A 14,956-nucleotide genomic window follows, 5' to 3' on the forward strand; every position below is an offset into this window, starting at 1 on the left:
TAAACGATCTTGTAAACGACTTATGGCTTCTAATCCCATTTTACAGATAGAGGATCTATCCATAACCTTGGCAAAACAACGCCAACAGTACCCCATCGTCCAATCTTTATCGTTTACTATCAATGAAGGACAAACCTTAGCAATCATTGGAGAATCAGGATCAGGAAAATCTGTCTCTGCGCATGCAATCCTTCGATTACTTCCTTGCCCCCCATTTTCTGTTTCTGGCCAGGTCAACTTCCAAGGCCACAACTTACTTACGGCTTCGCGCTCTATACAAAAAAAGATTATAGGGACAGAAATTTCTATGATCTTTCAAAACCCGCAAGCATCTCTAAACCCCGTGTTTACTATTGAACAGCAGTTTCGAGAAATTATTCATACCCACCTAGCCTTAACTGCAGAAGTTGCTAAAGAAAAGATGTTATACGCTCTTGAAGAAACAGGGTTTCATGATCCCAGGCTGTGCTTGAATCTCTACCCCCACCAACTCTCTGGAGGGATGCTTCAAAGAATTTGCATTGCCATGGCGCTCCTCTGTTCTCCTAAACTTCTTATTGCTGATGAACCTACGACTGCTTTAGATGTTTCTGTTCAGTATCAGATTCTACAATTACTAAAAACACTACAGAAAAAAACGGGAATGAGCCTTCTTATTATTACCCATAATATGGGAGTCGTTGCAGAAACTGCTGATGACGTGCTCGTGCTCTATGCAGGACGCATGGTAGAATGTGCCCCTGCGGTTCAAATGTTCCATAATCCTTCTCATCCCTATACCCGAGATCTTTTAGCATCCAGACCCTCTCTACAACCGCAACAACTAGGTTCCTTCAACCCCATTCCAGGACAGCCCCCACACTACACGGCCTTTCCCTCGGGATGTCGCTATCACCCTAGATGCTCAAAAATTTTAAATCGATGTTCTGCGGAAGCTCCAGAAATCTATCCGGTACGCGAAGGTCACAAAGTAAGGTGTTGGCTGTATGACGACTAATTTTCCCCAACCTTTAATTCAAGCAACCTCATTAACAAAGCACTATTACAAGCGTTCCTTTTGGTTTCAGGGAAAGACAATTGCCAGTCGTCCTGTTGACGACGTCTCTTTTTCACTATACTCCAGACGTGCTGTCGGACTTATTGGAGAATCTGGATCAGGGAAAAGTACCCTGGCGTTAGCTCTCGCAGGTCTCCTACCTCTCACCTCTGGGTTCTTAACTTTTAACGGCACCCCAATCAAGTTGCATTCTAAACACGGACGCCATCAATTACGATCTCAAGTACGGTTGGTCTTTCAAAATCCACAAGCTTCATTAAACCCGCGAAAAACTATCCTAGATAGTTTAGGCCACTCTCTGCTTTACCATAAACTCGTCCCAAAAGAAAAAGTACTAGCAACGGTAAGGGAATATTTAGAATTGGTAGGGTTATCTGAGGAGTATTTTTATCGTTATCCTCACCAGCTTTCTGGAGGACAACAACAACGAGTCTCTATAGCGAGAGCCCTATTAGGAGTCCCTCAGTTAATTATTTGTGACGAAATTGTTTCTGCTCTAGATTTATCTATTCAAGCACAAATTCTGAATATGCTTGCCGAGCTGCAAAAAAAACTCAGCCTCACATATCTCTTCATTTCGCATGATCTTGCCGTTGTACGCTCGTTCTGCACAGAGGTATTCATTATGTATAAGGGGCAAATTGTAGAAAAAGGAAATACAAAACGCATTTTTTCTGATCCACAACATCCTTATACGCGCATGTTGTTAAATGCCCAACTTCCAGAGACTCCTGATCAAAGGCAATCTAAACCTATATTCCAAGAATATCACAAAGATTCTGAAGAATCTTGCTCTACAGGATGCTACTTTTACAATCGTTGTCCACAAAAACAAGAAGCTTGCAAGTCAGAGATCATCCCAAATCAAGGAGACGCGCACCATACATACCGTTGTATCCATTGATTCGTCCTCTACGCTATTCTTAAGCTACCATTAAGGAATCCCAAGGGAGAGGTCTGCTCTATATATCCTGAGTGATGTTTGACTTTATGTTAGCTAGAGCATTCCGAGCTGCAAACACAATTGTAAATACAAAACAAAAGCCATTCCATATCCATGGAATGGCTACTTTAAGACCTAACGCAACATCCATTCTTAATATAAAAGAAGACGCTCTTAGCCTAGGCACCGTGGGATCTTTCGCAAGTACCGCTAGTATTAAGATAGACTCTCACTGAGTGTCCCATGGCTGGAAAGCCAAGCTTCCAACTTTTGAAGATCCTGAGTATTTTGCAAATGAAAAGAGACTGTAGCCTTTGATCCCCGGGTTTTTATCTGGACCTTATACCCACAAAGATCACTGAGACGTTGTTGCAATTCTTCATGCTGCTTTGACGACTCTGCCATGTCTAAAGGAGTGGGCTTCAACTCTATCGAAGAGCCCTCTTCACTTATAAGCTGCTTCGCTATCAGTTCCGCTTCACGTACTGCCAAATGCTCTTGTATGATGATCTCATTCAGCTTTTCCCTAAGTATAGGATCTTCCAGAGTCAAGATGACTTTAGCATGGCCGAGAGTAATCTGACCCTGCAACAAGCTTTCCTGGATCGTCTTAGAAAGAGCAAGTAACCGCAAATAATTTGCTACTGTAGAACGTTTTTTCCCTACTTTATAAGCAACTTTGTCCTGAGTGAGTCCAAAGACATGAATTAATCTTTTAAAGGCCTCAGCCATTTCTATAGGGTTTAAATTTACCCTTTGGATGTTCTCAATCAATGTAGCTTCTGCAGCAGTACCATCAGCAATGACATGCTTGAGAATCACAGGTATCGTAGTTGCTCCTGCGAGCTGCATGGCCCGCCAGCGGCGCTCGCCAGCAATAAGCTCATAATATAACACCCGATCTCCAGTGCAAATTTCACGCACTACAGGAGGATGAATCAAACCTACAGCTTTTATCGACGCTATTAATTCTTGCAGCTCCTCATTAGAGAATACTCGACGAGGCTGAAAAGGACTCACACGAATATCATCTATAGCTACTTCTATAATTGTATCCTTACTGATTTCCTCAGTCACAATATCTCCTGATTTTTCCTAATAGAATTTTGGATTTGCAAGCATTTGAAATCCTGGACGTACAGGGAATGCTTACAGATCAACGTAAGCATATCCAAATGCTGCATAAACATAACAGCATTGAAATTTTTCTATCAAACATGGTTGTAGAAGTGAAGCTCTTTTTTAAAACCCTTAAGTAAAAATCTGGGCTTTTCTATCGGGAAGTTTAGGTGCTGTAACGACGGGTAGAGCTTCCTAGGTCTTCTTTGCTCGCAGACATAAACAGACGAAAAGAAAAATAACTCTTGATAAACACGAAACAACCTCCCCCCACGCATCATCGAGTCTTTAGCTTATGTTCTGGAAAAGAGAAAAAAATTGAATGCGAATGCTAAATTGCGATAACATAAAGTGAAAGCTTCAAATCAAAATAGGTTTAAGCCATAAAACTCCAAACGGAAGAGCACAAACTCTAGTTAGAGGAAGATCCATAAAAATCTTCGGCATGCTTATAGATTTTCAACGCCAAACTGTCGTTCCTTTATGCAAAAGCTAGTCCATAATATTTGGAAAAAATTTTATTCTTTTTCTTCGGCAATTGCCATTTGTATCGTTCTTGCGTCCTTCCTATCCCTAAAGATTGTTTCTAACACGTATAAACATTCCCAAGCCAAACGTAATAGCATTCTTCTACTTACGAGAGCAGCTGAAGTCGCTGTTTCTCAAGGATTCCTTCCATCTAAATCTGCCTTGTCGTCATTGGAACAAGCCTATCATCTTGGAGGAGAATCCATGAAGCCCTATGCAGGGTTTTTAGCTTCGTGCTTCTATATTCATAATGAGCCTTTACGTGGAGCCTACTACGCAGGACTCGCTTATAACAATAGTCAAGCACTGCAGCTGCCCCACCCCATTCAAAAACTCCTCAAGGAAATTTCAGAAGCACAAGCTGATCAATTGTATGATGTTGCTTTAAGTAAATCCTATCAGCTCTTACAAACTGCTAACAGCTCTCCTGAATATCCTACTCTATCTTTTTTAACCCTACTACGTGTGATCGAACTCAAAGAACTCCTCCACCAAGATGTAAGTCAAGACTTTGCAGCATTGAAAAGCTCCCCCCTATTTCACCAATTTGAACGCATGTATAGCGATGGAGAATGGACATTAAGCAAACGTTTTGGCAAAAAAGGATAAAACTCTTAAGGACCTCTATGTCAGAATCTCTAGAAATCCCGGAACTTACTGAAGTGCTTTCTGAGCAGCCGTCTCTTTCTACTCCCGACTCTCCCCCTAAAGTAATCACAGGGACCTTAACCCTATACTTCCAAGAAGATATTGACCCTGCTTCTTAAAGCCTTATGCTCATAGTTCTTGCTTTCCGACAGGTCTTTTTTTCCCACTCTCGTTCCCAGTTAGACCGTCTAAAAAATTACCTACGGCTCCTAAAACAAAACTTTGCTATTACCCTCCCCAAAGAACGAACCTCAAAAGGACATTCGCTAATGCTCACTTTTGACTTCGCCTCCTTTGACTTCTATACAAATATCTTTCCCTTCCTTGAGGAACAAAAGATTCCTGCTGTTGTAGGGGTAGCTTCCCGATATATTCCATCAAATGCTGCTCAAGACCTTCACCCTTCACATCGTTTAAAACCCTCTGAAACTCTAGCATTCCAAGACGAGATCTTCTCTAACTACATGCCCTTTTGTTGCCAAAATGAACTGATAGAAATGGCAAAGTCTCCCTATATCCAATTAGCATCCTCAGGATTCGCAATTCGGAATCTCATGAATAATCCTCCGTATCTCACTACAGAAATTTTACTTTCGCGACATCACATAGAAACAATAACAGGAGCCAAGCCCTTGGCATTCCTCTTCCCCTTCGGGAAGTCAGATCCTACAAGCCGGAAGCTTGCTGCAGATCACTACCCCTATTCTTTCCTGTTAGGGAATACCATTAACAGAAAATTAAAAACTCATAACATCTACCGCTTAGACATAAAACCTATGCAGTACGTCTGCCCGAGTTTATTTCAGAGCTCTAGGTATTTAAAAAACTGGATTAAAGAGAAAAGTAAACAGCTGTATCTCAAAAAACAACTTCCAAAAAGATAACCTTACCACGTCCAAAAAAATAGAAGATCCCATCGCAGACGGGTCATCTACGAATCTTATCTAAAGAATCCTGCAAAACAAGGATGAATTGATCGATATCATCCTCATCATTATAGATTCCTAAGGACACTCTCAACACATGACCCACATTCCATCGCTCCATAGCAGGTTGGGCACATTGATGACCCGTCCGCACAGCAATTCCTCTAAGATCTAATAAAAAACCTAGATCCAAAGGATGGGCTCCATCGATTGTCATGCCTATAAGAGCTCCCCTGGGTTCCTCTATAGAAGGTCCGAGAATCTCTACACCTGGAATCTCAAGCAGCTCTTTATGTAAATATGTAGTTAGGGCAATCTCTTTGTCGTAGATAAACTTAGCTGACAAGCCATCGAGATAATCTAAAGCAGCCCCTAAGCCTAAAACTCCAGCAATATTTGGAGTCCCAGCTTCAAATTTCATAGGTGCAGGAAGATATTCAGGATTCTGATGATCGTAGATAGCAACCATATCACCACCTCCTTCTACTGGAGGCAACTGATCTAATAGATCTTTTTTCCCATATAAGACTCCTATGCCCGTGGGTCCATAAATCTTATGTGACGAAAACACATAGAAATCTACATCCCAAAGCTGAACGTCTATAGGAAGATGAGGAGCTCCCTGAGCACCATCAACAGCAAGGTAAGCGTCATAGCGGTGGACAAGCTCAGCAACTTGTTGGAGAGGTTGGACACAACCCGTAACATTACTCACATGAGGAATGCTTACAAATTGAGCACCTTCATTTAGAAGCTTTTCCAAATCATCAAGATCTATAAGCCCTGAATCATGAACTCTGATCTTTTTTACTAAAGAACCTCGCCGCCGACAGGCAATCTCCCAAGATAAAACATTCGCATGGTGTTCTGCCTCAGAAACCAGAACAACACCCCCCTTAGGGATCCAGAGGTCATTAACAGAAATGGCTAATAAATTTAACCCTGCAGTTGTCCCACGGGTGAATACGATTTCACTATCAGAGGCTGCGGATACCCACTTACGCACTTTTTCGCGAACAGCTGCGTATGCTTCCGTGACGTTCCTAGAGGAACTATAAATCGCACGATTTACAGTTGCATATGAAGAAGTATAAAAGTTAGCAACGGCATCTATCACCTGTTGAGGTTTCTGAGTCGTTGCAGCTGAATCTAAATAAATAAAAGGCTCGTTCTCTTTTGCTTTAGCAGCAAAAATCGGAAAATCTTCTTTTAAATTCTTCACTGATCATCCCCCCCCCTAAATCCTAAACCTAGGAGGTTTGATTTAGCTGAAAAGAAGATCCCAAAAACGTATCGGAAACTAATCCTTGTTTTAGGAACCCATGTATGAGTTTTTCCTGAGCCTCTGCCTCTGTCATGCCTCGAGAACGCATGTAAAAGATCTGCTGAGGATCTAAAGGTCCTACTGTAGCGCCGTGGGATGCCTTCACCTCGTCTGTTTCTATCTCTAAACGTGGAAATGTAGATACACGAGCTTCTGAACTTAATAACAACGTATCATGCTTTTGATTCGCATCCGACAAGTCTCCTTGAGAAGAAATAGAAATTGTCCCTTCAAATAGAAAATGCCCTGAATATAAAATCGATTTAATGTTCTGACGCGATACCGTCTCTTCAGCATCGTGAGACATTAAATTATTGACCCAAGTTTTTCTTGGCGATTGGACTAACACTAGAGATTCTGCGTGTCCCTTCTTCCCGACTATGTAGCTCGTATTGTCAAACCATCCGAAACCTTGACAACTTTCAAGCAAATTCTGAGTCATCCTGCAGATAGCATCTTTCTCAACCGTCGCAATAGTGGACCAACTCAAGGTATCCTCTTCAGAATATCCTGGAACCATAAACACTGTAAGATCCGCCCCTTCTCCAACGAAGAGCTCGGTAACCCCATTGACTATAGTTTTACTAGAACCCACCATCTCTAAATCAACATCATGTGATATTTGTATTTGAGCGGACGCCCGTTGTCCTAAAATAACGACGATCCTAGGAGAGAAAATCACATCATGATCCGAAACTGTAGGAAAACTAATATGACGTACAAAAATAGGATCGCTCGTCTGCATCTCTTCAGGAATGTAAATCACTACACCCCGATCTTCAGAACAAACAGCATTTAAAAATGCTAAGGGATGCTTATTTACATCAAACCCTTGCATGAATGAAGACAATGATCCCCTAGCTTCGTCTATACCACAGACAATCACCCCCTCAGGCAACTGGGATAACGAAGGTTCGTATTTTCCATTAATTAAAATACACTCAAAGGCTAAAGAATGGTTATTGTGTAGCCAATGTTGCTTAATTAGTTCTGAAGCTCCAGTCGCAAGATTATAGCGATCAGGAAAAAGAGAAAGCTCCTGAATCCAAGAAAAGCTACTAAGCACCTCTTTTGAAGAAGGCTGCTTGCTATATTGAGTGTAGCAAGCTTCCGCAGCTTTTTGCACAGGAGAACCCGAAGCAATAGAAGAAAATGTCTCTATTGAAACTAACACCTTATCTCCACGCAACACGCTTAGTCACCTCTTGGTAGCTTTTTGCTTCTAATTCATGCATCAAAGAAACGTCTCCTGAAAGCGCTACTCGACCATCTAATAAAAGATGAACAACATCAGGGCGAATGAGGTTTCCTAATTTGGGGTTGTGAGTCACAATGCATAAGGAACTGGTAGGATGTAACTCTCGGTATTTCTCCAAGACTCTACAAATCAAACGTAATGCATCTACATCCAAACCAGAATCAGGTTCATCCAGTAAGACCATTTCGGGTTCTAAAACTAGCATCTGGCAAATCTCATTGCGCTTTCTTTCTCCTCCAGAAAAACCCTCGTTGACATTCCTATCTAAAAATAGATCTGTAGTCGCGTTATACTCATACGTCTCTAATACAGTCGAAAGCAGAGTATTAAACTCATCAATAGAAATATCTCCCTCTTGATTCGCACGACGGCGGGCATTATAGGCGTCTCGCAAAAACATCTTGTTATTGACTCCAGGAATCTCTGGAGGCATTTGAAAACCAACAAATAGCCCTGCTCGGGAACGCTCTTCTGGCAACATAGAAAGCAAATTTTGCTCCTGTAATGCAATCTCACCCGAAGATACCAAGACACTCTCATCTCCCGCTAAAATTTTAGCAAGAGTCGATTTTCCTGCCCCATTAGGTCCCATAATGACATGCATAGTTCCAGGTTGGATATTCAAATTGAAATCATCCAGAATCTTCACATCATTACAGCTAGCATGTAAGTGCTTTATTTTTAACATTGAACCTAACCCACGCTATTTTCTAATTTAATTAACAATAACTTCGATGCTTCCTGAGCAAATTCTAAAGGTAATTGTTCTATAATTTCCCGACAAAAACCATGGATCACTAAGCTGACTGCTTCCTCAGGACTCAGTCCACGACTACGTAAATACAATAACTGATCCTCACGTAATTTTGAGGTCGTGGCTTCATGCTCAATTGAAGATGTTGAATTTTCTACTACAATCTTCGGATCCGTATAGGCTCCGGAAGCCTTGCCTATCAACATGGAGTCGCATTGCGTATAGTTACTACTATGTTCAGCCTTTTTCCCTAAGGAGACCAAACTTCTAAACGTGTTCTTAGACTCGTCAGAAGAAATTCCCTTAGAGATCACCGTGGATGTGGTGCGTTTCCCTACGTGTAGCATTTTGGTGCCTGTGTCGGCCTGCATTTTCCCACTAGTAAGAGCTACAGAATAAAATTCTCCAACACTCTCGTCGCCCTTTAAAATACAACTAGGGTATTTCCATGTAATTGCAGCACCAACCTCAACCTGTGACCAGGAGATCTTAGAACGATAGCCTGCGCACAGACCTCGTTTTGTTACAAAATTATAAATGCCGCCTTTCCCTGTTTTCTTATCACCAGCATACCAATTTTGCACCGTGGAATACCTTATGACCGCATGCTCATGAGCCACCAATTCAACAACCGCAGCATGTAGCTGATTAGAAGAGTATGCCGGCGCCGTACACCCCTCAAGATAACTCGCATAGCCGCCATCCTCCACAACAATGAGAGTACGCTCAAATTGACCCGCTTCCTTGTTATTAATCCGAAAATAGGTAGAAATATCCATAGGACATTTCACCCCTTTAGGAACATAAACAAAAGAGCCGTCACTAAAAACAGCCGCATTCAAAGCAGCAAAGAAATTATCCCGATGCGAAACAACGGAGCCTAAATATTTTTTTACCAAATTCGGATGTTCTTGAATCGCTTCGCCCAAAGAACAGAAAATAACTCCGGCCTTTTCCAACGCTTCTTTAAATGTGGTTCCAATAGAGACCGAGTCAAAAACTAAATCTACAGCAACATTCTCGACATTTAGTAAGCGCTTCTGCTCATCTAAAGGTATACCTAATTTTTTGAACGTATCTAAAATTTCTGGATCGGCATCTTCTAAACGTCCAAGAGGTTTTTTCTGCTTAGGAGATGAAAAATAGACTATATCATCATAGGCTATAGGACCATAATGCAGGCGTGCCCAGGCTGGCTCATGCAACTGCTTCCAATAACGGTATGCTTGTAAACGAAAATCTATAATAAACTGAGGTTCATTACGTAGAGCAGCGATTTCTTCGATTGTCTCTTCACTAAGTCCTCGCGTCAATCCTTGAGACTCTATAGGAGTCACAAAACCGTAAGGATAGTCCTCACGCTCTTCTAAAAAAACCTTTACTGATTCGCCCATAACCTTTAATCCCGTCGCGCAAAACTCTTGAATTTATCGTATTAAATTACACGAGGACAAAGCTAAGATAGCACACAGATTATTTTTTCAGTATAACAAAGAAGGCTTGAAAGACGAACCTACCCCTTTCAAGCCCAGAAGAAAAGAGAAAGAATTTTCTAAAAATCCTAACTCCCTTGGAGATCACACCATCAGCATGGAATACACTAAGGCGCTTACATGCAAAGCCATTCTAGGGAAATAAAAAATTTTTGTCTTCTAATTTCAATTGAAAACACTATTTCCCTAGTTTATTGCTGTGACGTTTTTTCTACTTAACATGCCTTAAGAAATAGTATCTAAACGCCTTTCAAATTGCATTGAGGAGGGATCTGACACCACAGTCTTCTGCAATAAGGGAGCAAACGTAGAATCCTTTTTTTGCAAAAATAAAAGCTCTTTTGTTGCCTTATCGGTCTCTCCTTGCATATGATGCAAATAGCCCAGAAGATAGTGAGCGCGCTCATGTTCTAAATTAATAGACAACGCGCTATTAAAAGCCTCATACGCTTCCCGCATTTGCTTAAGATCCAAGTGAGCAAGTCCGACATAAAAATGTGCATCAGCATCTTCAGCATTGAGAAACAACGCTTCTTGAAAAGCCTTCAAAGCTAATCGAGTTTTATCTAAAGTGAGATAACATAAACCTAAATTGTAATGACCATCAGACAAATCAGGTCGCAGCTGAACAACACGTTCATAAGCCTCAGTAGCCTTGTCCCATCGTTTGCTTCGAGAAAGCAAAAAACCTAACTTTACCCAAGCTTTCCAATATAAGGGATTCTTCGCTACAGCAACTTCAAGCAAACGAATGGACTCCGCTTCATCGTCCATTTCAGAAAGGATCACTGCCTTATTATATAAACTTTGTGGATTCCAAGGATCAAGTGCAAGGATCTTATCAAAACAATCTAAAGCCTCTTGAAGTCTCTTCAAACGATGATATACACTTCCAAGACTAAACCAGCACTCAACATCATCGGGATGCAAAGCAACATACGCACTATACTGTTCGATAGCTGCTTCATATTGATTCCCCCGGTCTAACGCTACACCATAACAATAACGGAGATAGCTGTCTCCCGGCTCGGATGCTAAACCTTTAGAACACCAGTTCAAAGCCTCGGAGACTCTTCCAGTCTCTAAAGCAATAATCCCTAAATAACAATAAGCGAGTGCTGCTGTAGAGTCTAATTCTAAGGTTTCTTTCAGTCTTTTTTCCGCTTGCTCATATTCACCGCTCAAAAAAAGGTTAATTCCTGAACACAGAAATTCTTTTGCCAAGTGTTTCGCAGCTTCTTCCATGGATATTTCTCCCAGCACATGATTCGTTGATCTCAACTAAATGAGGAGCGAAAACCATGCCAAAAGAAAACTATCCCCTTAAAAAAGATTCTCTTTGTTGAATTTTTTCCCACATATCAATCATTTTTACCGCCATAGGAGCCGCATCTCGACCAAATTCTCCTAAGCGTAAATAGACTATGACTACGATCGTAGGAAGAGATAAATCTTGATCAGAAAAACCCACCGCAGCAAACCAGATGTCTTTCATTTTCATGGTACCATATTCCCGATCCAGTCCCACACGCATAATGGACTCTGCTGTACTTGTCTTTCCAATAATACGAGACAAAAGTTGTGGAGGAAATTGACTTTGTATTGCTCGAGCTGTTCCGTATTGACCCCAGATAACATTGCGCATGCCAGTCTTAAGCACCTCTACTACAGCATCAGGCATGAAAATCGTTCGCTTCTTTTTAGAAGAGAGATAAGAAACATGCTCCCCCTCCCATTCTCCAAGCAATAACTTGGGGACATAAACCACACCGCCATTAACTAAAGAAGCTAACATCACTGCTGTCTGCAAAGGAGTTACAACAAGAGTATGCTGTCCAATCGCTGTTGCGTATAAACCGGAACGGTTATACGCCAAATCATGAGGCACCCTACCCGCATACTCTCCTGGCAATCCTAAACCTGTTTTCTCGCCAAAACCAAATAAAGAAGCCGCGTCTGCTAAATCTTCAGGATCCCCAAGACCTTCCCCTACCAATAATGAAAAGTACGGGTTGCTAGACATCTCTAATGCTGAGACTAAATCAATAAAGCCTCTTCCCATGAAATCATTTCCCGGCAAACTCCCCCCACGGAAAAACGTGGGAATCGGTGTGCCATCTTTAAAAAAGCCCACGTGAGGCTTAGAACTCCTATAGCCAAAGGAATTTTTATCAATAATGACCAAGGGATTCGCAGGCTCCTCATTATGTCCCCATAAGATCCTCTGAGATAACACAGAATATGCAGATACTAACTTAAAAATAGAACCTAAGGTAGCTGCTTGCCCGTAGGCATGAGGACGTAGGTATCCGTATCCATATACTGGATAAAAAGAAGCAGCTAAATCTTGTTCTGTCTGCCTCTTATTTCTCACAATCGAGATGGGATATTTGCCTAATAGAGGACGTTGCAATTCATTGAATTCACGAAATGTAGAAAAAAGTGCAGGGAGATGTTCTGAAAGATGCGACACACGTTCTTTTAGAAAAAGATAATGTTCGTGCCAAGATAACGCTCTATGCGCTCCATTATCTAATTCATTTATCCATAAATCTAAAATATCATAGTAAGGCTCTAAGCCTTCTTTATAAGGGGTTTTAGAAAATAAATACGCAAGAAATGTATCCAAATGTTCTTGGCAGAACATTTTATATTGCCTTGTTTTTTCTTCCTCTAAGTAATCTACATAAGGTGTAGGATACCTCTGTTTCCTTAATGCTTCCTCTTGACGTTTCGCAGCAAGATATTGAAGAAATTCACTCTTACGCCACGACTTAAAATGCACCTCAATAAAAGCATCTTCTAAAATAGTAGAGAATGCAGAGCGAAGCACCACATAACGTCCTTGAAGCTCTGTAAATTCAGATAACGAGAGCCTATGAACCTCTGAAGGAAGTACAGGAGAAAAACGCTCTGGATCTACAATCAGCCTAAGGATATCCGTATACAAGATTTTATCGTAATTCGCAGGAAGCTCATTAAAAACTTGGTCTAATGCTTCCTTAAGCTCTTCAATATCTGCTTTATGCTGATTCAGACATTCCATGATCCATTTTTGTTCCCGAAGAGAAATGACTTCTTGGATTAAGATATGCCCCTCTTCATTAGGGAAAACTGCATCAAAAATAGCGGAACAAGGACACGTCCCCTCTTCATAAGGAAATAAAGAAAGCAAACGAGTCACCAAGTTTTGAACCTCTATCGCCTGTCCTACAAAGCTGTTTCTTTTTAACTGCAATTTAATCACAGAGTTTTCAGGGAAAAGAAAATCAAGGAAGCAATCAAAGGTTAATGGCAAAATCTCTTCATAACATAATCCAGTAAGAGGATTCCTTCTTTCCCGAATTAGAGGGACTTTCCTATCATAAATTTCTGCAATATGCTCTTTATTTTCTAACCATCGATAAATAGACGATCTTACCGCTTTAGAATCTTCCGCAACCTTCGCATTCACAAAATCATTGTTACGATAACGGGGAGAAGAAGCCATGGCTAAAATCTCTCCGTTATTAGGATCTAACGCAATAATGGCTCCTCCTTTAATCCAAGGGAACAAAGGAGGAAGCTTCTCTCGTTTCTTCAATGACTTAGCACTACGAAACGTCTCCGTTTTTTCATATTCTAAAAGTAACGCATCCGCATACGCTTGTAGCTCAGCAGACAAAGTCAACTGCAATTTAGTTCCAGGAGCTTCAGGAACAGCACCCTCCATTTCTTGAATGAAGTTCCCACGACGATCTACTAAAATCGGTTTTTTTCCGATCTTACCTCGTAATTTTGAGTCCCAACAGGCCTCAACACCCATTTTTCCTACTAAAGCATTTAAACTATAAGCGTTGCTCTCCACAGACTCTAATAAAGCACGCACCTGATCTATACTTGCTAATCCTTCAGGCAACTTAGGATCTTCACCCTCTTCATAAGCACGCACACACTCACGCAATTGACTCAGCTCCTGAGTGACTCTCTTATACTCTTGAAGACTGATAGGTCCTACATAACCTAAAATATCTGAAGCCACGCTTTCTTGAGGATAATGACGACGAACTACAGCCTCTACATGCAATCCAGGCCAATCTTTAGATAACATTTTGAGTTTCAAATAGGTGCGCTCAGAAACATTAGCAGCCACTAAATAAGGGACCGAACCTAATACAGAAGCTTTTGCATGAATTGCATCTTCGATCGCCTCGCGATCTAAATGCAATTCCTGAGATAAAAGCTCAGACAAACACATTATATAATGCTTACGCACAGGAATGAGCTGTTTATGCCCATGCTCATCGACACGCCAAGCCCGAGTAGGCAAATCACGAATGGCCCCATAAGCAACGCTCACATCATATTGCAACTGATTCACAGCCAATGTCTTTCCAAAACGATCACAAATCGTTGCTCTTTCCACATATTGAGGAAGCACTCGAATCTGTGGCTTGTATGCCTCTTCTAACTTTTGTTCATGTTCAACAACAGCAAGATACCATAAACGCAATGCAATCACAGCAAATGCAATAACAATCCCAGACAACAGTCTGTTGGTCTTTTGAGCAATGGAAAGATAAATAGGAAATTTTTTCGGTCGTTTCATGCTATGGATATTATGAGCTTCACTCTCGTCTGAAAATTACAGAGAACTATGCTCTCACATTATTTCCAATCATAGTCTGCTAAATACAATAATAAAAAGAAGCACGATATTTAAGAAGAATAGTCAATCTAATCGAACAAAATCTAGAGAAGATACAGTTCGCAAAATACAACTAATTTTAGTCCAATCAAAACATATTAAAACCAAAAATCATGTTCTAAATAATAAAAATAAACAAAAAAAATTTCTCAAGAGAAAAAGACTTGAGAAGGTAGTGAGGAGCCATTTTTAAGGGGAACTAAATTATATATATAATGA

13 protein-coding genes are annotated in these 14,956 nt (G+C 41.0%); 6 read left to right on the plus strand and 7 right to left on the minus strand.

Features of this window, described 5'->3' with window-relative positions; genetic code table 11:
- Positions 1-22 precede the first annotated feature (22 nt).
- From CPB_RS03490 to CPB_RS03500, 3 genes are all read left to right on the plus strand, one after another.
- Entirely contained in the window at positions 23-997 is a 975-nt protein-coding gene (locus CPB_RS03490) for an ABC transporter ATP-binding protein (protein ID WP_010883320.1), read from the plus strand.
- A complete protein-coding gene (locus tag CPB_RS03495) occupies positions 987-1,961 on the plus strand; it encodes an oligopeptide/dipeptide ABC transporter ATP-binding protein (RefSeq protein WP_010883321.1) in 975 nt (324 codons plus the stop codon). The genes CPB_RS03490 and CPB_RS03495 overlap by 11 nt, the downstream gene beginning before the upstream one ends.
- Positions 1,962-2,047: 86 nt before the next feature.
- Complete coding sequence (locus CPB_RS03500) at positions 2,048-2,236, plus strand: hypothetical protein (RefSeq protein ID WP_014517517.1); 189 nt, start codon at positions 2,048-2,050, stop codon at positions 2,234-2,236.
- Here the strand turns inward: CPB_RS03500 and CPB_RS03505 are convergent.
- Positions 2,217-3,077 (minus strand): ParB/RepB/Spo0J family partition protein, encoded by an 861-nt coding sequence (locus CPB_RS03505; RefSeq protein WP_010883322.1) that lies wholly within the window; start codon positions 3,075-3,077, stop codon positions 2,217-2,219. The genes CPB_RS03500 and CPB_RS03505 overlap by 20 nt on opposite strands.
- Before the next feature lie 525 nt (positions 3,078-3,602).
- Between CPB_RS03505 and CPB_RS03520 the strand changes: the two genes are divergently transcribed.
- The 3 genes from CPB_RS03520 to CPB_RS03525 are packed head-to-tail and all read left to right on the plus strand — an operon-like array spanning position 3,603 to position 5,179.
- A complete protein-coding gene (locus tag CPB_RS03520) occupies positions 3,603-4,256 on the plus strand; it encodes a hypothetical protein (protein WP_010883325.1) in 654 nt (217 codons plus the stop codon).
- 17 nt (positions 4,257-4,273) lie between these two features.
- Positions 4,274-4,414, plus strand: a complete 141-nt coding sequence (locus CPB_RS05680; protein ID WP_014517516.1) for a hypothetical protein — start codon at positions 4,274-4,276, stop codon at positions 4,412-4,414.
- Between the two features lie 6 nt (positions 4,415-4,420).
- A complete protein-coding gene (locus CPB_RS03525; RefSeq protein ID WP_010883326.1) occupies positions 4,421-5,179 on the plus strand; it encodes a polysaccharide deacetylase family protein in 759 nt (252 codons plus the stop codon).
- Between the two features lie 43 nt (positions 5,180-5,222).
- Here CPB_RS03525 and CPB_RS03530 read toward each other — a convergent pair whose 3' ends face one another.
- The 6 genes from CPB_RS03530 to CPB_RS03555 all read right to left on the minus strand — a co-directional run bounded on the left by CPB_RS03530 (position 5,223) and on the right by CPB_RS03555 (position 14,638).
- Positions 5,223-6,443 (minus strand): cysteine desulfurase, encoded by a 1,221-nt coding sequence (locus CPB_RS03530; RefSeq protein ID WP_010883327.1) that lies wholly within the window; start codon positions 6,441-6,443, stop codon positions 5,223-5,225.
- 28 nt (positions 6,444-6,471) lie between these two features.
- Entirely contained in the window at positions 6,472-7,719 is a 1,248-nt protein-coding gene (sufD, locus tag CPB_RS03535; protein WP_010883328.1) for a Fe-S cluster assembly protein SufD, read from the minus strand.
- A gap of 1 nt (position 7,720) precedes the next feature.
- Positions 7,721-8,491 carry a Fe-S cluster assembly ATPase SufC gene (gene sufC, locus CPB_RS03540; RefSeq protein WP_010883329.1) on the minus strand — a complete coding sequence of 257 codons (771 nt, stop codon included), beginning with the start codon at positions 8,489-8,491 and terminating at the stop codon, positions 7,721-7,723.
- Between the two features lie 5 nt (positions 8,492-8,496).
- Positions 8,497-9,951, minus strand: coding sequence for a Fe-S cluster assembly protein SufB (gene sufB / locus CPB_RS03545; RefSeq protein WP_010883330.1), 1,455 nt, complete (start codon positions 9,949-9,951; stop codon positions 8,497-8,499).
- Positions 9,952-10,275: 324 nt separating this feature from the next.
- Positions 10,276-11,295, minus strand: a complete 1,020-nt coding sequence (locus tag CPB_RS03550; RefSeq protein ID WP_010883331.1) for a tetratricopeptide repeat protein — start codon at positions 11,293-11,295, stop codon at positions 10,276-10,278.
- Positions 11,296-11,365: 70 nt separating this feature from the next.
- Positions 11,366-14,638 (minus strand): PBP2-transglycosylase/transpeptidase, encoded by a 3,273-nt coding sequence (locus tag CPB_RS03555; RefSeq protein ID WP_011126208.1) that lies wholly within the window; start codon positions 14,636-14,638, stop codon positions 11,366-11,368.
- Between the last annotated feature and the right edge of the window lie 318 nt (positions 14,639-14,956).

The organism is Chlamydia pneumoniae TW-183, from assembly GCF_000007205.1.
GTDB lineage: Bacteria > Chlamydiota > Chlamydiia > Chlamydiales > Chlamydiaceae > Chlamydia > Chlamydia pneumoniae.